Annotated in this window: 21 protein-coding genes and 7 pseudogenes; 14 read left to right on the top strand and 14 right to left on the bottom strand. The window is 69.8% G+C overall.

Annotation, left to right across the window (positions count from 1 at the left end; genetic code table 11):
• Positions 1 to 28 precede the first annotated feature (28 nt).
• A complete protein-coding gene (locus Sdagh_RS36225; RefSeq protein ID WP_190011823.1) occupies positions 29 to 454 on the bottom strand; it encodes a MarR family winged helix-turn-helix transcriptional regulator in 426 nt (141 codons plus the stop codon).
• Between the two features lie 283 nt (positions 455 to 737).
• Here Sdagh_RS36225 and Sdagh_RS36220 point away from each other — a divergent pair, with 283 nt between their 5' ends.
• From Sdagh_RS36220 to Sdagh_RS36205, 4 genes are read left to right on the top strand one after another with little or no spacing between them, the layout of a single operon-like run.
• On the top strand, positions 738 to 1658 hold the full coding sequence (locus Sdagh_RS36220; protein ID WP_306888639.1) for an SDR family oxidoreductase: 921 nt from the start codon (positions 738 to 740) through the stop codon (positions 1656 to 1658).
• On the top strand, positions 1655 to 2530 hold the full coding sequence (locus Sdagh_RS36215; RefSeq protein WP_189422407.1) for an amidohydrolase family protein: 876 nt from the start codon (positions 1655 to 1657) through the stop codon (positions 2528 to 2530). The genes Sdagh_RS36220 and Sdagh_RS36215 overlap by 4 nt, the downstream gene beginning before the upstream one ends.
• 11 nt (positions 2531 to 2541) lie before the next feature.
• Positions 2542 to 4065, top strand: coding sequence for an acyl-CoA synthetase (locus Sdagh_RS36210; protein ID WP_190078149.1), 1524 nt, complete (start codon positions 2542 to 2544; stop codon positions 4063 to 4065).
• Complete coding sequence (locus tag Sdagh_RS36205; protein WP_189422403.1) at positions 4062 to 4517, top strand: MaoC family dehydratase; 456 nt, start codon at positions 4062 to 4064, stop codon at positions 4515 to 4517. Before Sdagh_RS36210 ends, Sdagh_RS36205 begins: the two co-directional genes overlap by 4 nt.
• Before the next feature lie 79 nt (positions 4518 to 4596).
• On the opposite strand, the gene Sdagh_RS36200 is transcribed toward Sdagh_RS36205, so the two are convergent.
• Positions 4597 to 5055 carry a phenolic acid decarboxylase gene (locus Sdagh_RS36200; protein WP_229879917.1) on the bottom strand — a complete coding sequence of 153 codons (459 nt, stop codon included), beginning with the start codon at positions 5053 to 5055 and terminating at the stop codon, positions 4597 to 4599.
• A gap of 309 nt (positions 5056 to 5364) precedes the next feature.
• Between Sdagh_RS36200 and Sdagh_RS36195 the strand changes: the two genes are divergently transcribed.
• The 5 genes and pseudogenes from Sdagh_RS36195 to Sdagh_RS37210 form a co-directional block, all read left to right on the top strand.
• On the top strand, positions 5365 to 5670 hold the full coding sequence (locus tag Sdagh_RS36195) for a hypothetical protein (RefSeq protein ID WP_189422401.1): 306 nt from the start codon (positions 5365 to 5367) through the stop codon (positions 5668 to 5670).
• Between the two features lie 242 nt (positions 5671 to 5912).
• A complete protein-coding gene (locus Sdagh_RS36190) occupies positions 5913 to 6785 on the top strand; it encodes a PaaX family transcriptional regulator (protein ID WP_306888635.1) in 873 nt (290 codons plus the stop codon).
• Positions 6786 to 6990: 205 nt separating this feature from the next.
• Positions 6991 to 7086 (top strand): annotated as a pseudogene (locus tag Sdagh_RS37130) (transposase); the annotation flags it as partial.
• Positions 7087 to 7189: 103 nt separating this feature from the next.
• Positions 7190 to 7492, top strand: a complete 303-nt coding sequence (locus Sdagh_RS36180; RefSeq protein WP_226536253.1) for a transposase — start codon at positions 7190 to 7192, stop codon at positions 7490 to 7492.
• Between the two features lie 42 nt (positions 7493 to 7534).
• Positions 7535 to 7633: pseudogene (locus Sdagh_RS37210) on the top strand (IS5/IS1182 family transposase); the annotation flags it as partial.
• A 105-nt stretch (positions 7634 to 7738) separates the two neighbouring features.
• Here Sdagh_RS37210 and Sdagh_RS36175 read toward each other — a convergent pair.
• Together Sdagh_RS36175 and Sdagh_RS36170 are read right to left on the bottom strand one after the other, a co-directional pair.
• Positions 7739 to 8364 (bottom strand): annotated as a pseudogene (locus Sdagh_RS36175) (transposase family protein); the annotation flags it as partial.
• Between the two features lie 94 nt (positions 8365 to 8458).
• Positions 8459 to 9298, bottom strand: coding sequence for an enoyl-CoA hydratase/isomerase family protein (locus Sdagh_RS36170; protein WP_189422397.1), 840 nt, complete (start codon positions 9296 to 9298; stop codon positions 8459 to 8461).
• 98 nt (positions 9299 to 9396) lie between these two features.
• On the opposite strand from Sdagh_RS36170, the gene Sdagh_RS36165 reads away from it, so the two are divergent.
• The gene (locus Sdagh_RS36165; RefSeq protein WP_190011785.1) at positions 9397 to 9756 is read left to right on the top strand and encodes a winged helix-turn-helix transcriptional regulator; all 360 of its coding nucleotides are present in this window, start codon (positions 9397 to 9399) and stop codon (positions 9754 to 9756) included.
• A 296-nt stretch (positions 9757 to 10052) separates the two neighbouring features.
• Here Sdagh_RS36165 and Sdagh_RS36160 read toward each other — a convergent pair.
• Positions 10053 to 10154 (bottom strand): annotated as a pseudogene (locus Sdagh_RS36160) (IS5/IS1182 family transposase); the annotation flags it as partial.
• A 153-nt stretch (positions 10155 to 10307) separates the two neighbouring features.
• Here Sdagh_RS36160 and Sdagh_RS36155 point away from each other — a divergent pair.
• A pseudogene (locus Sdagh_RS36155) lies at positions 10308 to 10588 on the top strand (IS256 family transposase); the annotation flags it as partial.
• On the opposite strand, the gene Sdagh_RS36150 reads toward Sdagh_RS36155, so the two are convergent.
• From Sdagh_RS36150 to Sdagh_RS36125, 6 genes and pseudogenes are all read right to left on the bottom strand, one after another.
• Positions 10555 to 10677 (bottom strand): hypothetical protein, encoded by a 123-nt coding sequence (locus Sdagh_RS36150; protein ID WP_372478508.1) that lies wholly within the window; start codon positions 10675 to 10677, stop codon positions 10555 to 10557. The pseudogene Sdagh_RS36155 and the gene Sdagh_RS36150 overlap by 34 nt on opposite strands.
• Before the next feature lie 192 nt (positions 10678 to 10869).
• On the bottom strand, positions 10870 to 11733 hold the full coding sequence (locus Sdagh_RS36145) for a DUF1963 domain-containing protein (RefSeq protein WP_226536251.1): 864 nt from the start codon (positions 11731 to 11733) through the stop codon (positions 10870 to 10872).
• A gap of 152 nt (positions 11734 to 11885) precedes the next feature.
• Positions 11886 to 12107, bottom strand: coding sequence for a hypothetical protein (locus tag Sdagh_RS36140; RefSeq protein WP_226536249.1), 222 nt, complete (start codon positions 12105 to 12107; stop codon positions 11886 to 11888).
• Between the two features lie 268 nt (positions 12108 to 12375).
• Positions 12376 to 12537 (bottom strand): hypothetical protein, encoded by a 162-nt coding sequence (locus tag Sdagh_RS36135; RefSeq protein ID WP_226536247.1) that lies wholly within the window; start codon positions 12535 to 12537, stop codon positions 12376 to 12378.
• Positions 12534 to 13332: pseudogene (locus Sdagh_RS36130) on the bottom strand (FAD-dependent oxidoreductase); the annotation flags it as partial. The pseudogene Sdagh_RS36130 and the gene Sdagh_RS36135, both read right to left, overlap by 4 nt.
• 600 nt (positions 13333 to 13932) lie before the next feature.
• A complete protein-coding gene (locus Sdagh_RS36125) occupies positions 13933 to 14787 on the bottom strand; it encodes a helix-turn-helix transcriptional regulator (protein WP_190078148.1) in 855 nt (284 codons plus the stop codon).
• A gap of 204 nt (positions 14788 to 14991) precedes the next feature.
• On the opposite strand from Sdagh_RS36125, the gene Sdagh_RS36120 reads away from it, so the two are divergent.
• The gene (locus tag Sdagh_RS36120) at positions 14992 to 15816 is read left to right on the top strand and encodes an SDR family NAD(P)-dependent oxidoreductase (RefSeq protein WP_226536245.1); all 825 of its coding nucleotides are present in this window, start codon (positions 14992 to 14994) and stop codon (positions 15814 to 15816) included.
• 296 nt (positions 15817 to 16112) lie between these two features.
• Here the strand turns inward: Sdagh_RS36120 and Sdagh_RS36115 are convergent, their stop codons facing one another.
• Positions 16113 to 16424, bottom strand: coding sequence for a hypothetical protein (locus tag Sdagh_RS36115; protein ID WP_226536243.1), 312 nt, complete (start codon positions 16422 to 16424; stop codon positions 16113 to 16115).
• 301 nt (positions 16425 to 16725) lie between these two features.
• On the opposite strand from Sdagh_RS36115, the pseudogene Sdagh_RS36110 reads away from it, so the two are divergent.
• Positions 16726 to 16902 (top strand): annotated as a pseudogene (locus tag Sdagh_RS36110) (FadR family transcriptional regulator); the annotation flags it as partial.
• 172 nt (positions 16903 to 17074) lie between these two features.
• On the opposite strand, the gene Sdagh_RS36105 reads toward Sdagh_RS36110, so the two are convergent.
• Positions 17075 to 17725: an NAD(P)H oxidoreductase gene (locus Sdagh_RS36105; RefSeq protein WP_226536241.1), complete on the bottom strand. Its 651-nt coding sequence runs from the start codon at positions 17723 to 17725 to the stop codon at positions 17075 to 17077.
• A 114-nt stretch (positions 17726 to 17839) separates the two neighbouring features.
• On the opposite strand from Sdagh_RS36105, the gene Sdagh_RS36100 reads away from it, so the two are divergent.
• On the top strand, positions 17840 to 18799 hold the full coding sequence (locus Sdagh_RS36100; protein WP_226536239.1) for an AraC family transcriptional regulator: 960 nt from the start codon (positions 17840 to 17842) through the stop codon (positions 18797 to 18799).
• A 47-nt stretch (positions 18800 to 18846) separates the two neighbouring features.
• Here the strand turns inward: Sdagh_RS36100 and Sdagh_RS36095 are convergent, their stop codons facing one another.
• Entirely contained in the window at positions 18847 to 19068 is a 222-nt protein-coding gene (locus Sdagh_RS36095) for a hypothetical protein (RefSeq protein ID WP_190078145.1), read from the bottom strand.
• Positions 19069 to 19103 lie beyond the last annotated feature (35 nt).

The raw sequence follows: 19103 nt of genomic DNA, 5'->3' as shown, positions 1-19103 counted from the left end.
CGTGCAGCCGTCAAGAATGTGCGCAACGTCAGCGGAGGTCGGTCTTCGTGATCCGCAGCAGCAGCGCGTGCAGGGTCTCGCGCTCGCCGTGGTCGAGCGGTTCCAGGAGCTCGCCGGTCACGCGCAGGCCCGCTTCATCGCCGTCCCGCAGGAAGGCGCGCCCTTCGTCGGTGAGGGCGACGATCCGGCTGCGCCGGTCCTCCGGTGAGGGCCGGCGCTCCGCGAAACCGAGCCTCTCGAGGTCGTCGACCAGGCCGACGATCGCGCTCGGGTCGTAGCCGAGCCGGGCGCTCAGCTCACGCTGCAGGGCGCCTTCGGTGGTGGCGAGGAAGCGCAGTACGGCGTAGTGACGCAGACGCAGGCCCGACTCCTGGAGAGAGGCGTTGAACAACTGCCCCGAGCGCAGCCCCAGGCGGTACAGCAGGTAGCCCGTGTCGGCGTGCAGACCGCGCATCCATGGCTCGTCGGCGTCGATCGGAGCGGAGGCGGTGGCGTTCGTCGTGTGCGGCTGGCGGTCGATGGCGGACTCCCTGGTCTTCGGGCGGGCGCTGTGGACGGGAACCAGTTTCGCGCAACTCTCCGACTGGAACAACTATTGACGTCAGCAATCATTGCTCTTAGCTTCGATCTCACGGCCGCATCGCCGTCGCCTCGCTACGTCGCGGACGCGGACCACGCCGGCGTCTGCCCGTTCCACGCATCCCTTCGCCTTCATCGCTCGTCGAGAGGACTCGCACGTGTCCAGCATCGATCTCACCGGCAGGGCCGCCGTCGTCACCGGCAGCGGCCGGGGTCTCGGCCTCGCCTATGCCCACGCCCTGGCCGCCCACGGTGCGTCCGTGGTCGTCAACGACGTGGACGCGGCGGTGGCCGAGGCGGCCGCGAAGTCCATCACCGGGGCGGGGGGCACCGCGGTCGCCGAGGTCGTCGCGGTCGGTACGACACAGGCCGCCGACCGTCTCGTGGCGCGCGCGGTCGACGAGTTCGGCCGGCTGGACGTCCTCGTCACCAACGCGGGCATCCTGCGGGACAAGGTGTTGTGGAAGATGACCGACGACGACTTCGACGCGGTCGTCACCACCCATCTGAAGGGCACCTTCACGTGCGCCCGCGCCGCCGCCGTCCGCATGCGCGAGCAGGGCGAGGGCGGCAGCCTGATCCTGGTCGGTTCCCCGGCCGGCCAGCGCGGCAACTTCGGCCAGACCAACTACGCCGCCGCCAAGGCAGGCATCGCCGCCATGGCCCGCACCTGGTCCATGGAGCTGGCCCGGGCGAACATCACCGTCAACGCGATCGTGCCGGTCGCCGCGACCGCGATGACCGAGACCATCCCCGCCTTCGCCCCGTACATCGAGGCCATGAGGAACGGCGAACCGCTTCCCGACTTCCTGCGCAAGGGCGAGGGTTTCGGCACCCCCGAGGACTGCGCGGCCCTCGTTCCCTTCCTCGCCTCCGAGGCGGCCCGTGGCGTGACCGGCCAGTGCGTCGGCATCGGCGGCGACAAGGTGGCGCTCTGGTCGCACCCGCAGGAGGTCAGGGCCGCCTACGCCGACGGCGGCTGGACCCCCGACTCCCTGGCCGCGGCCTGGCCCACCTCGGTCGGTGCCGAACCGCAGACCGTCGGCATCCCCGCGCCCAAGCTCCCGGAGGTCTCGTGAACATCGACGACCTGGCCGCCATCGACGTCCACACCCACGCGGAGGTCTCGTCCAAGGGCCGCGCCTCCCTGGACGACGACCTGCACGACGCCTCCGCCGCCTACTTCAAGGTCGAGGGCAAACGGAAGCCGACCCTGGAGGAGACCGCGGCCTACTACCGCGAGCGGCGGATGGCCGCCGTCATCTTCACGGTGGACGCCGAGTCCGCCACCGGCACCGAGCCTGTGCCGAACGAGGAGGTCGCCGAGGCCGCCGCCGCCAACGCGGACGTTCTCATCCCCTTCGCCTCCATCGACCCCTTCCGGGGCAGGGCGGGCGTGAAACAGGCCCGCCGCCTGGTCGAGGAGTACGGGGTGAAGGGCTTCAAGTTCCACCCCAGCATCCAGGGCTTCTTCCCCAATGACCGCTCGGTGGCGTACGAGTTGTACGAGGTCATCGAGGAGACCGGCACCATAGCCCTCTTCCACACCGGCCAGACCGGCATCGGCGCCGGCGTGCCCGGCGGGGGCGGTATCCGGCTGAAGTACTCCAATCCCCTCCACGTCGACGACGTCGCCGCCGACTTCCCGCACCTGAAGATCATCCTGGCGCACCCGTCCTTCCCCTGGCAGGACGAGGCCCTCGCCGTCGCCACGCACAAGCCGGGCGTACACATCGACCTGTCCGGCTGGTCGCCGAAGTACTTTCCGCCGCAGCTCGTGCAGTACGCCAACACGCTGCTGAAGGACAAGGTCCTCTTCGGCTCGGACTTCCCCGTCCTCACCCCGGACCGCTGGCTCGCCGACTTCGCCAAGCTGACGATCAAGGACGAGGTGAAGCCGAAGATCCTGAAGGAGAACGCCGCCCGCCTGCTCGGGCTGACGACACCGTAAAGGGGCGCGACATGCGCAACGAGGGACTGGGGTCGTGGCCGGCCCGCCGGGCCCGCAAGACCCCGCACCGCACCGCTCTGATCCACCACGACACGACGGTCACCTACGCGCTGCTGCACGAACGCACCACCCGCCTCGCCCACGCCCTGCGTGCCCGCGGCCTCCGGCGCGGCGACCGGATCGCGTACCTCGGCCCCAATCACCCCTCCTACCTGGAGACCCTGTTCGCGGCGGGCACGCTCGGCGCCGTCTTCGTCCCGCTCAACACCCGCCTGGCCGGCCCGGAGATCGCCTACCAGCTCACCGACTCCGGCGCCAAGGCGCTGATCCACGGCCCGTCCCACGCCGGGCTGGTCGCCGGTCTGCCCGGTGGCACGGATGTCCGGGCCTGTGTCGAGGTCGGAGCCGAGTACGAGGAGATGATCGCGCAGGCGGACGGTGACCCCATCGACGAGGCGGTCACCGCCGACGACACCTGCGTCATCATGTACACCTCGGGCACGACCGGCCGTCCCAAGGGCGCGATGCTCACCCACTCCAACCTCATCTGGAACGCGGTCAACGTCCTCGTCGACCACGACCTGATCGCCGACGAACGCGCCCTGGTCTCCGCCCCGCTGTTCCACACCGCCGGGCTGAACATGCTCACCCTGCCCGTGCTGCTCAAGGGCGGCACCTGCGTCCTGGCCGAGTCCTTCGACCCCGGTGAGACGCTCGACCTGGTCGAACGGCACCGCGTCACCTTCATGTTCGGCGTGCCGACCATGTTCGACCAGGTGGCCCGGCACCCCCGCTTCACCGAAGCGGACCTGTCCTCCCTGCGGATGCTGACCTGCGGTGGCTCACCCGTCCCCACCCCGCTGATCGGCACCTACCAGAAACGCGGCCTGACCTTCCTCCAGGGCTACGGCATGACCGAGGCCGCGCCCGGCACCCTCTTCCTGGACGCCGAGCACGCGCTCGCCAAGGCGGGCTCGGCCGGTGTGCCGCACTTCTTCAGCGACGTCCGGGTGGTGCGGCCCGACCTCACCCCGGCGGACGTCGGCGAGACCGGCGAGGTCGTCGTGCGCGGCCCGCACGTCATGGCCGGCTACTGGGGGCTGCCCGAGGAGACGGCGGCCGTCTTCGCCGACGGCTGGTTCCGCAGCGGAGACGCCGCCCGCGTCGACGAGGACGGTTACGTGTTCATCGTCGACCGCATCAAGGACATGATCATCTCCGGCGGGGAGAACGTGTACCCCGCCGAAGTGGAGGACCTGCTCCTCGCCCATCCCGACGTCATCGAGTGCGCGGTCATCGGTGTGCCCGACGACAAGTGGGGCGAGGTGCCGCGGGCCGTCGTGGTGCTCCGCGAGGGCGCCACCTCGGATGCCGACGAGCTGCTCGCGTCGCTCGCCGGACACCTCGCCAGGTACAAGATCCCCAAGTCGGTCGTGATCGCGGACGAACTGCCGCGCACCGCCTCCGGCAAACTCCTCAAGTCCCGGGTCCGCTCCCGGTACGCCAACGACTCCCAGTCAAGGAACGGCATATGAGCATCACGGTCAACGGCATCGACGAACTGAAGGAGCTGGCCGGAAGCGACCTCGGCACCAGCGACTGGATCGAGGTCACCCAGGAGCGCATCGACACCTTCGCCGACGCCACCGGCGACCACCAGTGGATCCACGTCGACCCCGAGCGCGCCAAGGACGGTCCCTTCGGCGCGACCATCGCCCACGGCTACCTCACGCTGTCGCTCTTCATCCCCCTGTTCACCGGACTGCTGGACGTCCAGGGCGTCACCACCAAGGTCAACTACGGCCTGGACAAGGTACGCTTCCCCGCCCCGGTCAAGGCGGGAGCGCGGATCAGGCTCACGGGCAGGCTGGCCGAGGTCCAGGAGGTGCCCGGCGGGGTGCAGATCGCCGTCGACGGCTCGATCGAGATCGAGGGCGGGGCCAAGCCCGCGGCCGTGCTGCGCAGCCTGTCCCGGTTCTACGCCTGAGCGTCGCGCACCGACCGGCACCAGGCCGGGCGTACGGTCGGCCGTGGCCGGGGCGTCTGCACGGCCGGCCCGTCGGTTCTCACGCTCGGTGCAGCCGTCGGGAAGTCGGCCCGGAGCCGCGGCGACGACCTCGTCGTTGTCCCGGCCGAACCTGCTCCAGGTAGGTGATCCGCGCGGACTCCGGGACCGTCACGTACGGATACGCGGGGCCCTCGTCGCGGAAGCGGTGCACGTCGTCGACGAACTCGTTCTGACAGCGCATCGTCTTCTCGGGATGACCGACGTCGCCCGCGATCCACTGCGGGAAGAGGACGGTGCCATGCAGCAGCCGCCTGGGCACGTCGAACATCAGGTTGACACAGGTACCGGTGGGCTCGTGCCAGTCGGCCTTGTACTGACCGTCGCCGTACTTCACGACGGCGGTTTCCTGGCGCCTGACCCAGCGGCCGCCGAGCCGACCGTGATGAACGCGGTAGTCGCACGCGCGCTCGTTGCGGGCGTACCACTCGTAGCGCCACCCGTTGGCGTACGTGTAGATGAAGTGGGTGCCGGTGAACCCGGACAGCTCCTGTCCGGTTCACCGGTGTGTGTGACAGGAGCTGCGGCACTCACCGTGCCCTCCCTTCCTCCGTCCCGGCGGACGGCTGCCGTGTCCCGTCGAAGTCCCGACCGGACGGCAACCACTTGCCGCCCGCACCCCTGTTCAGGACCCCGACCAGCTCCCGTGCCCGGTCGGCCGCCGGATCAGCGACGACAAGGTGCTCTCCCAGGTCGAGGAAGCGAAGCCAGCCTCAGCGCCGGCGCCACCCGCACCACACGCCGCAGAGACGCCCCGGGCAAGGCTCTGGTGAACGCGGCGGTGAACCCGGAGATGTCCGTGTTGCGTCCCATGGTCCTGCCGTCCGGCGTGAAGACCACGGTGTTGACGGCCCCCATCCGCGAGGCCGTGGCAGCCAGTCCGTCCAGGCGGGAGGACCATCCGCTTGAACGTATGGGTGAGGTCCGTGCCGGCGTAGCCCACGTTCTGAGCGCCTCGGAGCAGCCTGCGCAGGGCCATGCCAGCATCACGCCACGGTGCACCGGCGTCCAGCAGCCGGTAGAGGTGGCGCACACCCTGCCGGTCGGCTTCCCGCTCGTGCAGGCGCGGGGCTGAGGGAGTGACCGATGCCGTCCCGACGAGCCCCGCCAGATACGACTTCAGACTCCTGACTGCTCCGCGGAACACGTCGAACTGGTCCGATGCACTGATGACAAACGCCCAGGTCACGGCAAGCCGTTCAGGCGGTGAAGGTGCGTCCTTGCCCTGCAGGCGCACCGGGGGACAGACGCTAGGTGTTTCGGTTGCGACCGTCAATGATGTGCCGAACTATTTCACCGCCCCCTACACTGAGCCGCGTGACCAGGGCAGAAACGGAGCCCTTGACGGGGCAGGAGAAAGGGCCCGCGGCTTCCGCACGGCCGCAGACGCTGATGCTCGCCTTCCTGGGCCTGCACGTTCTCGAGCACGGCAGCGCCGTGTACTCGGGCAGTGCCATCGAAGTGTTCGCGCGTGTGGGGGTCTCCGAGGACGCGGTGCGCTCCACCCTGACCCGGATGGTCAAACGCGACCTGCTGGCCCGCCACCGCCGTGGCCGCAAGATGTACTTCGGACTCACCGCTCGCTCCATCGACGTCCTGCGCGACGGACACGACCGCATCTGGGGTGCCGGAGCCGTCAACCACGACTGGGACGGCACCTGGACCCTTGTCGGCTTCTCCCTGCCCGAGGCCTGGCGCAGCCAGCGGCACGACCTACGCTCACGCCTGATGTGGGCAGGCTTCGGCCCCCTGCAGAACGGCCTGTGGATCGCACCGGGCCACCTGGACGTCCCCGCCGTCGTCGCCGGGCTCGGCCTGGAGGACCACCTCAACGTACTGCGCGGACAGGCGGCCGAGCCGACCGAGGCGTCCCAGCTGCTCCATCGGGCCTTCGACACGGGCGCCATCGCCGAGCGCTACCGCGCCTTCCTCGGCCAGTGGGACCACCCGAACCCGCTGCCGTCGGCCCCCGACGATCTGGCCCGTCAGCTGCTCCTGCACACCGACTGGCTCCAGGTCGTCCGCTCCGACCCCCGGCTGCCCGCCGAGCACCTTCCCGCGGACTGGCCCGCCATCCGAGCGGAGCGCGTCTTTCGCACCCTGTCCGCGCAGTACGATGCACCGGCCAAGCAGTTGGCCGACGCGGTGCTGGATACCATCCCGGCCGAGCCGGCGAGCGGACAGGGCTGAGCGGCGCGGCCCCACGCCGCTCACTCCTGGTGCCCGCGGACACCAGCACAGCCGGCAAGACGCACCGGACGGGTGCCCCTGCGGCACCCGTCCGCCGTCGGAGACGGGGCCTCCCCCTGAGTGGTGGACACGCTGATACTGGATCTGCTTGCCCCTGAGGGAACGAGACGACCGGCGCGAGATCCTGAACGCGTTGGCGTACTGACTGCGGGCCGGCCGCGCCTGGCGACTGCTGCCGCGTGATCTGCCGCCGTGGCAGACGGTCTACCACTACTGGCGGCGATGGCAGCAAGAAGGTGTGCGGGAGCGGATGCTGACGGCGCTGCGCGAACGCGAGCGGGTGCGACTCGGCCGGGATTCCGCTCCCAGCGCGGCCATCGTGGACAGCCAGAGCGTGCGGACCGGTGAACGCGGTGGCCTGCACGGACAGGTACGACGGCGGCACGAAGATCAGCGGCATCGAGCACCACCTGCTCGTCGACACCCGCGGCACCGTCCTGACCGCTTGCGTGAGCCCGGCGAAGGCCGGCGATCGCGACGGCGCCGCAGTGCTGTTCTCCCGGGCCGCCGACACCTTCCCGCGGCTTCGCACGTGTGGGCGGACCAGGGCTATCGCTGCGTCGCCTTTTCACGCTTGGGCGCGAGAGACCACCGGCATCAACGTCGAGGTCGTGCAGCGCCGCGACGGCGGATTCCGCTCGACCTGAGTGAAGTCAGGGGCACCGCCTCCGGCCGCGCCCCTCCTCGCGGTGGTCCCGGGGCATTGGGTGGTAGAGCGGACGCTCGCCTGGCTGGGACGGTGCCGCCGTCTGTCGAAGGACTACGAGTACCCGAGCGCGTGTTCAGAGAAACGCCGTCAACCTCACCATGGACATGCTCCTTGCCGCGTCGCCTCACAAGACCAGCCCGCTGACCGGCTTCTCAGACGCCCTCTTCGTCCACTGATCACGGCCGTAGTAGGGAGTGCCGACCGTGGCGCCGGCTCCGCGGTATCCGCGATCGGCGAGTACGAGGATCTGCCTGGTCAAGCATGCCTGAATCACGCCGTGGGCGCGGGCGGCCATGGGGTCGTGGGTGCGTCCGGGCAGTGCACGCGAGTACCACCGTGCGGTGCCGTCCGGCCGGGCCAGGACCGCGACGTTCATCCCATGGTGGCGGTGCTTTCGCGAGTAGTACGGCTCGTCGGCGGCCACCCGGTCGGTCCTGATCAGAGTGCCGCCAAGGATGAGGAACTCGTTCGGGTCATGGTCTTGCGGCGCGTCCAGCAGGGTGGGCGCATGGTCGGCCAGAATGTCGACGGCCTCGGTCACGTACCGTCGGGCGATGGCGGTGGCGGTGGCGGTGGAGACACCGAACCCGACGCACACCTGGTGCAGCGTCTCGTTCTTGCGCAGGTGCACCAGCACAAGGGAAGCCTGCTGGAAGCAGCTCAGCCGCCGCCAAGGCGAACGCAGTTCACGCCTTCGGGCGTAGATGAGCCAGGAAACATGCTCAACCACCTGTGCGGGATGGTCGAGCGTGGCTCGATACGGGACCAGCAGGGCTCCTGCGTCGAGACGTTGATGAGTGAGATCACCAGCCGAACGACCAGGAGCCCTGCCACGTCACGCACTCCCATCAGCCCTTCGTCATCAGCCTCACACCCCAGGATGAGAAGGGTTCACCAAGCTTCTTCAGGCGAGGCCGTCGATCAGGGCCTCGAGGCGGCGCTCCCCGTCCCGGGTCTGCGCGCCGGCGGCCAGTGCCGCCTCTCCGCGGCGGCCCGCGTGGGGAGTGCTGAAGAGCTGGCCGAACAGTTCGTTCGCCGTGGCCAGGCCACCGGCGGTGGACACCGCTGCGGCGTCCACCGCCTCGACCGTGGCGCGGGCGACGCCGGGCGCCAGGGTGGCGATGCGGGCGGCCAGGGTGTCGACGACGTGGTCGAGCTCGGCAGCCGGCACGGCCCGGTTCACCCAGCCCATCCGTTCCGCGGTCGGGGCATCGACCAGCTGGCCGCTGAGAATGATCTCCAACGCGCGTGCGCGGCCGACGAGGCCGGGCAGATAGACGGTGCCTCCCGCGCCCGGGATGATGCCCATCATGTCCTCCGGCTGGGCCAAGCCGGCATGCTCACGAGCCGCGAACCTCATGTCCATCGCGGACAGCAGTTCCGCACCGCCTCCGCGTGTCAGCCCGCGCAGCTTGGCGATGGTGATCTGCGGCAGGGTCCGGATGCGTTCGTGCAGGCGCATCATCGGATTCAAGGAGGGGTCCTGCTCCGAGGCGACATCAAGCGCCGCGAACGACTGAGGGTCCTCGGCGATGCGCATGTCTCCGTGCGCGATGAAGAAGTCCGGGTCCGCGCTGTCGAAAACGATCACTCGGACGTCGTCAGCGGCGAACATGGCGCCCGTGAACCGGTCCAAGTCCGTCATGAGGGCGGCATCGAGCAGGTTGACGGGAGGGTTGTCGATGACGGCATACGCCACACCGTCGGTGACAGAGACATGCAGGGTCGAGTAGGTGTCGGCCATAGGGAGCCTTCCTCACGGAACGAACTACTAGATATCCAAGGTATATCTAGTAGTTCCGGTATACTGCAACGAAATCAGGTATCCCCGAGGAGACCGGCGTGACCCACATAGAGCTCGGTGACAACGGCCGACAACTACTCGACCAGCTCTTCGACAAGTGGTCGCTACTGGTGCTGGACGCCTTGTGCGATCGCCCCCGGCGTTTCAACGAGCTTCGCCAGCACCTGCCCGCGGTCACCCCGAAATCTCTGACGGCATGCCTGCGGCGGCTGGAACGCAACGGCGTGATCGAGCGAGTGATCCTGTCCACCGAGCCCGTGGCGGTCGAGTACCGCATCTCGCCTCTGGGGCGCACCCTCCAGGACCCTCTGCAGACCCTGCTGAGGTGGGTGGGCGATCACCTCGACACGGTGGACGCCTCCCGCTCCCGCTACGACCAGCGGCACACGCGCAGTTGAAGCCGAGGCCCACGCCGTCCGTGCGCGGTGAACGCGACCGAAGCGGAACCATCGCGTCGTGGGAACGTTGCCCCCACAGAAGTCGGTGATCGGAGGGGCGAAGAGCTACGGAGAAGAGCCGCGGACAGGGCCGAGACGCAGACTCTTCATCCCCTTCATCGGCCGGAGACGCGCCCCGGTGAGCCGGGCTCGGCCTGACAGGTCGGGTGGTCCTGGCGGCGATCGGGGTGGGACTGCTGCTCCGGCTGGTGTGGGGCGGCCGTACGGCCACCGGCGACTGGTACCAGTAAGCGTTTTCAGCGTTGCCCCTCCAGGGTGAGGACGGCTTCGGTGATGACGCTCATGCGGTGGGGGCTGATGCGGGATCTGCGGAAGATCTGCCGCCGTGCCATGGCTCGGCAATGCTCAGGACTTGCGGGTCGGGGCTCGGGGAGCACGCAGTGGGCGTACCTTCCCGAGTGATCGATTGAAGGTCACCGAGTAGGCCGACGCTGCGAACGCCGGCTGGGAAGGCACGCCCGTGCTCAGCCTGGTAAACGCCCACGGAACCACTCGTAACGGCTGCCGGAACGGTCGAGGCCAAAGCGCCACGAGTGAACGACGAGGGATCGTTTTGTTCACCGGCGAGCCCAAGCGGTTCTCCTCGGCGATCCTGCCGCCTTGGTTCCGCAAGTCCCCGAAGATCAGCGAGGTCCTCCCCCTGCTCTGTCCCCACGGCCTGTCATCCGGTGGCTTCGTTCCCGCGCTCGAGCAGTTCCTCGGCAGCTCGGCCGGCCTGTCGCCGGCCACCGACTATGTCTACGTGTGCACATCCGCCTGGCCGAAGAGAGCCCGCCGCCGCACCCCGGTCCGCACCCGGTGCAGGATCCCGTCGATCACCTGCCGCTGGTCCCGCCACCGGCCACAACGGCCGTTGCTCACCGTCAGGAACGGCCGCAGCCGTCCCCACTCGGCATCCGTCAGATCACCCCGCCCTACGCCCACAACAACGCCCCAGGAAGAGATGGTCACATGATCGCCCGGACGTGCCTAAGCGGTCCCGTGCGCCGCTTGTACGCCCTCGTGGTCGAAGGCCGGCGGCCTGCCGCTCCGGCTCGCCCCGTCATGGCCTGCTCAGGGGTTCCAGAAGACGGTGGTGAACACGCGCTCGAAGCGTCGGGCCGCGAGGTCCTCGCGCTGGATCACCCAGTGGACGGTCGCACCTTCCCGCCTCTTCACGTCCCTGCCGGCGTACCAGTCGGCGAGGAGCACCCAGTCGGCCACGTCGTCCGAGACGGGACCGTCCCAGTGGCCAGCGTCCACCGCCTGCGCCGCAAGGGACGCCGCGACGTCGACCGGGTCGAACTCCACGGCCTCCTCGTCCGCGTATCCTCCGATCTGCATCTGCGCCGAGGGAGCGATGAGGTTTTTGGTGTCCTCCCATATCTCGACGAGTTCGGAGCAGTAGGGATGCCCGGGAAGGTATACGGCTTCCTCCTCACCGGCGGGAACGATGAACTGGTGGTGAGGGAGCGACACGTCGGTCCGCGCCCGGAGCGGCCCCTCGGGATAGCTCGCGAACACCCTGTCGTACTCGGCGATGTTCGCCGAGTTCCAGGCGTACGAATCCCGAGGTGTGACAGCCGCGTCGGCCGGCACGTGGATCACCGTACCCATGGAGGTGCGGTCCCCAGCCTCGGGCAGGGCGAAGAAGAGCAACCGGCCGTCGGGCGGCAAGAGGAGGTCCGTCGCGCCGGCCGGCAGTGCGGCCAGGTCGACCGCGGCCACGAAGGGGTGTCCGGGGTCCGGGGTGTCGGACGGAAGCAGCAGGGGTCCGCCGAACCGTCCCACGACCGGTCCGGTGTCGTCGTCGGACAGTGTCAGGGTGGCGCAGGGACGGGCTGTGGCCAGCCACCGCTCCACATCGTCGGCCGGCACGCCTCGGACCTCGGCTTCTTCACGGAAGGGACGGAACCGGTGCCGTATCGCAGATGTCATGGGCGCACCGTACCGAACGAAGCGGAGGGCGGCGTCGACGCATCTCCCCCGCAGGAAACACCCGTTGGAGGTCGACGGCAGGGCGCCGCGGGCAGACCCCCCGAAGGCTCCCCCGGCGGTCGGACGGTGCCGCTCGCCCGACCGACGCACCGTCAGCCGAACGGCAGGACCACCAGGGGAACCTGACGCAGGGCGCTCAGGGTGAGCGGGAGGCCGGCCAGAGCGCAGACGGCACGCATGGCGATGGTGCTGTCGGCCTCGCCCGGCTCGATGCCTTCCTCCTCCACGGTGCCGGCGGCTTCGAATGCCGCGCGCAGTTCGGCGGGCATACGGGGAAGTTCCTCCTCCAAGGCGAGACCGCCGACGTCGACCATCGACCCATGCGACCTGCTTGCCATCGACGGCATAGGTGAGGCCGGCGTTCCCGTTGATGCTGAACACGCTCGTGGCCCCCGTCCGTCCATCGGCGGACAATGCCTCCGCCGCATCCTCGAAGGTGAACCCGGAGTCGTCGTAGACGAAGGTCCACTCCCCGACGCGTCCCGCCAACAGCGCCGCGGACGATCCCGGGGCCAGACCGAGCCGCGCACGGCAGTGACGTCCACTCGTCCGGCCTGCTGTCGGGCAGTTCGCAGGGCTGCGTCAACCTCGTTTGGCGCCGAGCCTTTCCAGCGCCTCCGCCGGTTCGATGCCGTGCACGACGTGCAGGATGTGGTACGGGCCGTCGGAGGCCAGACCAGTGATCCACATCGGTGTTCCTTCGGGATCGAGCGTATGCGGCGGGAAGCCGGGCGTGGGCATCATGGACCTCTTTCCTCAGTGCCGCGTGGACTCCCCGGCAGCGGTGCCGCAGGTACGGCTCCGGTCATCAGGACGAGCAAGCCATGGGGCGCTCGGTCGTCGATCACGATCGGGTAGAAGCCGGCGTCGTCCGCTTCCGCAGCGGCGGCGCGGGGGAACATGGCTTGTTCGTGCGCGGTGAGTGCGGTCTCCGCATCGCCGGGGTGCGCGGCGAGGGCTGGCCCGGCCGAGTTCGGCGCCGCCCTGCATGGCCAGGTTGGCGCCTTGGCCGTTCGGCGCCCGGAGGTGGGCGGCATCGCCGAGCAGGGTCACCCCAGGCACACGGTCCCAGCGGTGCCCCGCCGGCAGTGTGAAGTTGGGGCGCAGGGCCGGCGGAGTGTTGCTTTCGGTGATCAGGGCGGTGAGTGCGGGAGCCCACCCGTGGAACTCCCTCGCAACCCGTGCGGTGAGGGCTACGGCATCGGTGATGTCGCAGTCAGTGAACCAGTCCCGGGCTTCTTCAGCTGCGCGTAGGTGTGCAGGGTTCCGCCGCCTTCACGGTGGGCCAGCAGTCCCCTGCCCGGGGCGAGTGCAGACGACGAGCCGGCTCCGACCGCCTCGGCGGAAGCGGGGTAGAGGGTTTCTGCGGTGAAGAGGAACGTCTCCACGCTGCAGACGGCGAGGCACTCCGGAGCGGCCTTTGAGAACAGCGGTCGTACGCGCGACCAGACTCCGTCGGCGCCGATGAGCAGGTCCGCGACGGCGGTGAGCGCTGTCGGCGAAGTCGACCTGGTGGCGGCCGTCGCCGATGGCCCGCACGGGTGATCTTCTGACTGACCGAGCATGAAGCGTGGCCTCCCGCACAGCTCCTGGGTGTCAGATCCAATCGAGCAACAGGAGGCTCCTGGTGTTGAGTTCCGTGCGGGCTCGATGCCGTCCAACTCGGCTTCCCTAACGTGTCGTTGTCCCAACAACGGGTTCGGGAACGCCGGGACCGGCCGTACAGACGGCCAAAGCACTGTCCGACATGAGCGACGCGGAGTGGGCCGTCGTACGCGGCGCGATGCCGGTGCCCGGCTGGCTGGAGGACCGACGCGGGCAGACGGAGAGCCATTGCCACCGGCAGCTGGTCGACGCGGTGCGCTACCTGGTCGCGAGGGCGGCGTCACCTGGCGGGCGATGCCGGCGGACTTCCCCGCGTGGTACCGCGGCTCCGCCTTCTTCTTGCGCTGGCGGGACAAGATCCTGACCGCCGAGTTCCACGACCGGCTGCGCGAGAGGGTCCAGCAGGTCGCCGGCCGGGACGCGGAGCCGGCCACCGGCATCATCGACGCGCGATCGGTGAAGCCGCGTCGGTGCATGCCGCAGCCAGGGGCTTCGACGGCGAGACGAAGGTCAACGGCCGAAGCCGCAAGTGGGTCAGGAGCCTGCGAATGTGTCGGTGCCGAGCACGGTCAGCAGGGCGAGCTTGTCGTGGCTCTCCGTACCGGGTGTGGCGGTGAAGATGAGTAGCGACTGTCCCTGGTCGGGGTCGAGCAGTGTCTGGCAGTACACGTCGATGCGTCCGATCTGGGGGTGGACGAAGCGTTTGGCGCTGCTCCACCGCAGTCCCACTTCATGGCGGTTCCAGAGCTCGGCGAATTCCTCGTTGTGTTGCAGGTCGGCCACGAGTAGCGCGGCTGAGGACCCGGGCCCTTGCGCGGTGGCGCCGGCGCGCAGGGTGGAGACATAGACGCGGCTGTGCTGATGGTGGTCTTCGGGCAGGTACCGATGGCGGGCGGCGGGGTCGGTGAACCATCGGTAGAGGGCGCTGCGCGCCGGACCGGTGTGGTGCGTTTCGTCGCCGAGCAGCGCTACCGCGGGCGGTGTCTGCTGCAGCGTTTCACCGACCGGGCCCACGATCTGTGCCGGGGTGTCCTGAAGCCGGTCCATGACGCGCAGCAGCCCGGGACTGATGTGCGCTTCGCGTAGGTGCCGTGTCGGGAGGCGGTGCCCGCACAGCAGGAACAGGTGGTCGCGTTCGTCCGGGGTCAGGCGCAGGCCCCGGGCGATGGCCGCCGCCATCTGCTGCGACGGCTGGGAACCGCTACCGCGTTCCAAGCGGGCCAGATAGTCGGCCGACATGTCGCACAGTTCGGCGACCTCTTCCCGGCGCAGCCCGGTCGTGCGCCGTCGCGCACCGCGGCGCAGCCCGACGTCCTCGGGTTGCAGGGACGCCCGGCGTCCGCGCAGGAAATCGGCCAGACCATCACCGTCCAGTGCTGTGTCCACCATCGGGCTCCCCACTTCGAATGTCGTACACCTCCGCCTCATTGTCCGGCAGGTGAACGCGGGTAGCCACGCCCTGCCATTCAGTGGCTGGGCAGGTCCTTCATCCGCCGACACGGGCCCTTTGTACTGGACGACGTCAGGAACCCGGTAAGAGAGCCTCTGGAGAGTTTCACTATGCCCAAATGGACCGCGGACCAGTTGCCGAGCATGGCCGGCGTGACGGTGGTGATCACCGGCGCCGGCGGAGGGATCGGGCTGGTGACCGCTCGCGAACTCGCACGGGCCGGCGCCCGCGTGGTGCTGGCCGTGCGCAACGTCGACAAGGCGCGCCGGGCAGTGGCCGGTATGCGTGGAGATTTCGATGTCCGGCGACTCGATGTCGCCGACCTGGACTCGGTACGTGCGTTTGCGACGTCGTACACCGGTGCCGTCGATGTTCTGATCAACAACGCTGGGGTGATGGATATCCCGGCGGCACGCACCGCGCAGGGCCTGGACGTCCAGACCGCGACGAACTATTTCGGGCCGTTCGTCCTCACCAACCTGCTGCTCCCCCGGCTGACCGACCGCGTGGTGACGGTCTCCAGCCAACTGCACCGCTTCGGCAGGCTGGACCTCGACGACCTCGACTGGCGCACCCGCAAGTACAACGGGCTGGCCGTCTACGAGGCGTCCAAGCTCGCCGTGGTGCTGTTCTCACTGGAGTTGCAGCGCCGCTTGACCGCCTCGGGCAGCCATGTCCGCTCGGTCATCGCTCACCCTGGCGTCGCGCGGACCGGACTGGTCACGCACTCGCCGCTGAGATTCGTCAACCGGCTCCCGTTCCTGGTCCAGGACGTGGAACACGGAGCGCTGCCGCTCATGTACGCGGCCACACAGGACGTTCCCGGCAACGCCTACGTCGGTCCGGACGGGTTGTTCGGCTTCACGGGCTCCCCACTGGTCCGCAAGCCCAGCCGGGCCGGCCTGGACGGGGCCGTCGCCAAGAGGCTCTGGCAGGCAACCGCCGCTCTCACCGGAACCGGCATCTGAGGCCAGGCACCAGGTGCGACTTCGGGTGTAGCTCGCTCGGGGCATGAGTTCACCGGCACCGAGCCGCGATACGGCGATCGCCCAGAACGTGTTCGCGTGTGGGACCGGCGCGGTCGCCGAGCGATTCGAGTCCCCCGCCCCGGCGACTGTCAGGTCCAACCGGCAACCCCGCGCAGACCCCGCCGGTGATGACCACGCCTCTCGGCACGGAAAGCCCCCGTCACGGATGCGGTGCGGCCGGAGCGGGTGCCGCCGGCGCCCCGCCCTATCGCGCGCGACGTCGACGGCGACCTCCATCACCATGTCGGGCTGCACAGGTACACGTCGAGTCTCCGCCGGGTCCCCCACCCCGCGGAGAACGTCCAGCCGGTCCACGGATGGCCGCCCGCCGGTTCGGCCAGACGGCCGACCAGGGCAGGCCCGGCACTGTGGAACACGGTGGTGGCGCGGCCGGTGTACTGGAGGACGCCCGCGGCGTATCGGCCGAGCAGGAGCGTGCGCGGGTCGGTGAGGGAACCAAACGCGGGCGTCGTGTCCGTTCCCCGCCGGGAGCGCAGCCGCACCTGCCCGTCGGCGTGCACGGCCAGCTGGGCGCGGTAACCGTCCACGTCGGTTCCGCGGCCCACCCTGTGGGAAGGGAAGGGCTGTCGACGGCCACGGTCAGTATCGGCTGGGGCAAGGACCACGACGTCATGCCGTGATGCCTTCCACACCAGCTGCCGGGATCACCGCGAGTCGGCGGTGACGACCGGCAGTCGAGGAAGCCGAGGGCAGTGTCGGGCCGGCAGTGGAGGCAGGCCGGGACCTGCCGGCGCAGCGCCGCCTCGATCGCCTGCTGGCCGGTGGCCGGCGGCAGCGGCCGCTCTTGGCGGCTGCCCAGCATGCGCCGGTGTGCACGGCGTCGGTGTTCGTGCCGTTGAGCCCGTGCTGGAAGACAGGTTCCTCGTCAGCACGCGGACCCCCGGTGCGGTGGAAGCCTCACTGCCCGGTCACCACGCCGTCGTGCGGGCCATAGAGGCCCGGGACCCGGCGGCCGCGGTGCCGGCCGTCATCGAGGCCGCAGGAGAGGAGATCGCCCGGTCACCCGCGCGATGCCGTATGACGCGTCACGGCCGGTGCGACCCTTCGGCGTCATGGGCAGGACCGGGAAGCGGTCGACGCCGGCAAGGTCCCCTCTCGGCCAAGGGGAGCCGGCCGGCCGGTCCGCACCGCCGGACCGGCCGGCCGCACCCGGGGGCGACCGCGCGGGCTCTGACGGTCAGGCCGTCACGGTCTCGTCGGCGAGGAACTTCTCCACGTACTCCCGTGCGCGTTGATCGAAGGCCGCGTAGTGCGCCTCTCGCTCGGCGTCCGCGCCCGCGTCGCCGACCAGCAGTCTGCCGTCGGCGTCGGAGAGCAGGCCGATGGTGGAGTGCGCCAAGCCGCAGTAGCGCGCGATGCCCTCGCTCAGGCTGGTGAGGACGGTCCTCATCCCCTCCGTGACGGGATCGTCGGCGGTGGCGCCGGCCAGCCCCAGCCACAGGATGCGCTTGCCGGCCAGTCGGGGCTTGCTGCGGCCGTAGGCGAACCCGTAGTTCCATACGCGGTCGATCCAGCCCTTGAGGATGGCGGGCACGTTCTGCCAGTACACCGGGAATACGGCGACGACCAGATCGGCGTCGAGGAGGCGCCTCATGTGGGCGTGCGTTTCGTCCGAGTACCTCTTGTCCCGGTCGCCCCACTCCGGCTGGTCGGCCACGTTCATACGGGGGTCGAACCCCTCGGCGTGCAGGTCGAGCAGGTCGACGCGGTAGCCGGCGGCTTCGAGCCGGGCGGCGGCGCGGCGGGCCGTGTGCGCGGTGAGGGAATCGGGGCGGTGGTGTGCGACGACGACGAGGGCTGTTCTGGCGTGACTGTCCTGCTGCGGCACGGTGACTCCCGGCTGGTCTCGGTCGGTTGCGATGAGTCCAGTACAGCCGCGACGGTGTGGATGATCCATGGGAGATGCGCTGCAAAACATACGAGATCGTCTACGGTGTCTTCCGTGGATCATTTGAGTTCGCTGCTGAGCGGTATCCGGGCCGAGGGGTCGGTCTTCAGTCATGCGCTACTGACCGTGCCCTGGACCATCCGCTTCGCCGACGACGTGCCGCTCACCATGATCGGTGTGCTGCGGGGCGGCGGCACCCTGCTGCTGCCCGACGGAACCGAGCGAGTGGTCGGTGCCGGCGTCACCGCCCTCGTGCGCGGCCCCGAACCGTTCCACCTCGCGGACCACCCCACCACCGTGCGCAGTCCCCATGCCGCTTACGAGATCGTCTGCTCCACCCCGAACGACGAGGACCCCGCCCAGGAACTCGGCGGCGTCCGGTGGGGCGCCGACGCGAAGGAGGCGACCGCGCTGATCGTGGGCGCCTACCGCGCCTCGGGCCACCGCCACGAGCGGCTCCTGCGGGCCCTGCCACCCGTGCTGGTGGTCGAGGGGGACGCCGAGGTGTGTGCCTGGCTGGAGACGGCCGCCGTCTACGCCGCCCGCCAGTCGGCCGGTTCACAGGCGCTGATGGACCGGCTCCTCGACTGGGCCCTGGTCTGTACGCTGCGCACCTGGTTCGACAGGGCGGGTGCTGACGCGCCCTGCTGGTACCGGGGCCTCGCCGACCCGGTCCTCGGCCCCGCCCTGCAGTCCTTCCACGACCAGCCCGCCGGGGCGTGGACGGTGGCCTCCCTGGCCGCCCGGTCCGGTGTCTCCCGGGCGCTGTTCGCCAAGCGCTTCACCCAGTTGATGGGCCGTCCGCCCCTCGCCTACCTCACCGAGTGCCGCTTGGACGAGGCAGCGGCGCTGCTCACCGACACCGACCTCAGCATCGCCCAGATCGCCAGGTCCGTCGGCTACGCCGACGCCTTCGGCTTCAGCGCCGCCTTCAAACGCCACAAGGGCCTGAGCCCCAGCGTGTTCCGCGCCACGACGACTACGGCGGCTCCGGGCGCTCCCCGGCCGAGGTAGCCGGGCACCGTACGGGCGCGGGCGGTGCCCGGTGACCTACGGAACCGTCAAGGGCTGAGGGAGCCGCCCTGCTGGCCCACGCCACGCAACAAGGTGCCGGCCACGAGGGTTGCCGGCTCATCGGCATCGTCGACTTCGTCCGAGCGGTTCCGGTCGGCCTCGTGGATGAGGGTGTGACAGACGTGGCGGGCCCACACCAGGCCGGTGCCGGGGCGGAGAACACCGGCTTCCAGCGCGCGCTGGAACAGGTGGTCGCACTGATCGAGCACATCGGCGTGTACTCGTGCCCCTTCGGGGTCCTCCG

Origin of the sequence: Streptomyces daghestanicus (genome assembly GCF_020521275.1) — a bacterium.
Lineage (GTDB): Bacteria > Actinomycetota > Actinomycetes > Streptomycetales > Streptomycetaceae > Streptomyces > Streptomyces griseoviridis.
Note: the sequence above shows the minus strand (reverse complement) of the source record. Positions and strands in the feature narration are given on the sequence as shown.

Bases quoted from the DNA above. Each gene is read 5' to 3' on its own strand.
- Sdagh_RS36225 (WP_190011823.1), bottom strand. From the start codon at position 454: ATGCGCGGTCTGCACGCCGACACGGGCTACCTGCTGTACCGCCTGGGG.
- Sdagh_RS36210 (WP_190078149.1), top strand. From the start codon at position 2,542: ATGCGCAACGAGGGACTGGGGTCGTGGCCGGCCCGCCGGGCCCGCAAG.
- Sdagh_RS36205 (WP_189422403.1), top strand. From the start codon at position 4,062: ATGAGCATCACGGTCAACGGCATCGACGAACTGAAGGAGCTGGCCGGA.
- Sdagh_RS36170 (WP_189422397.1), bottom strand. From the start codon at position 9,298: ATGGCCGACACCTACTCGACCCTGCATGTCTCTGTCACCGACGGTGTG.
- Sdagh_RS36145 (WP_226536251.1), bottom strand. From the start codon at position 11,733: ATGACATCTGCGATACGGCACCGGTTCCGTCCCTTCCGTGAAGAAGCC.
- Sdagh_RS36140 (WP_226536249.1), bottom strand. From the start codon at position 12,107: ATGGTCGACGTCGGCGGTCTCGCCTTGGAGGAGGAACTTCCCCGTATG.
- Sdagh_RS36135 (WP_226536247.1), bottom strand. From the start codon at position 12,537: ATGATGCCCACGCCCGGCTTCCCGCCGCATACGCTCGATCCCGAAGGA.
- Sdagh_RS36125 (WP_190078148.1), bottom strand. From the start codon at position 14,787: ATGGTGGACACAGCACTGGACGGTGATGGTCTGGCCGATTTCCTGCGC.
- Sdagh_RS36120 (WP_226536245.1), top strand. From the start codon at position 14,992: ATGGCCGGCGTGACGGTGGTGATCACCGGCGCCGGCGGAGGGATCGGG.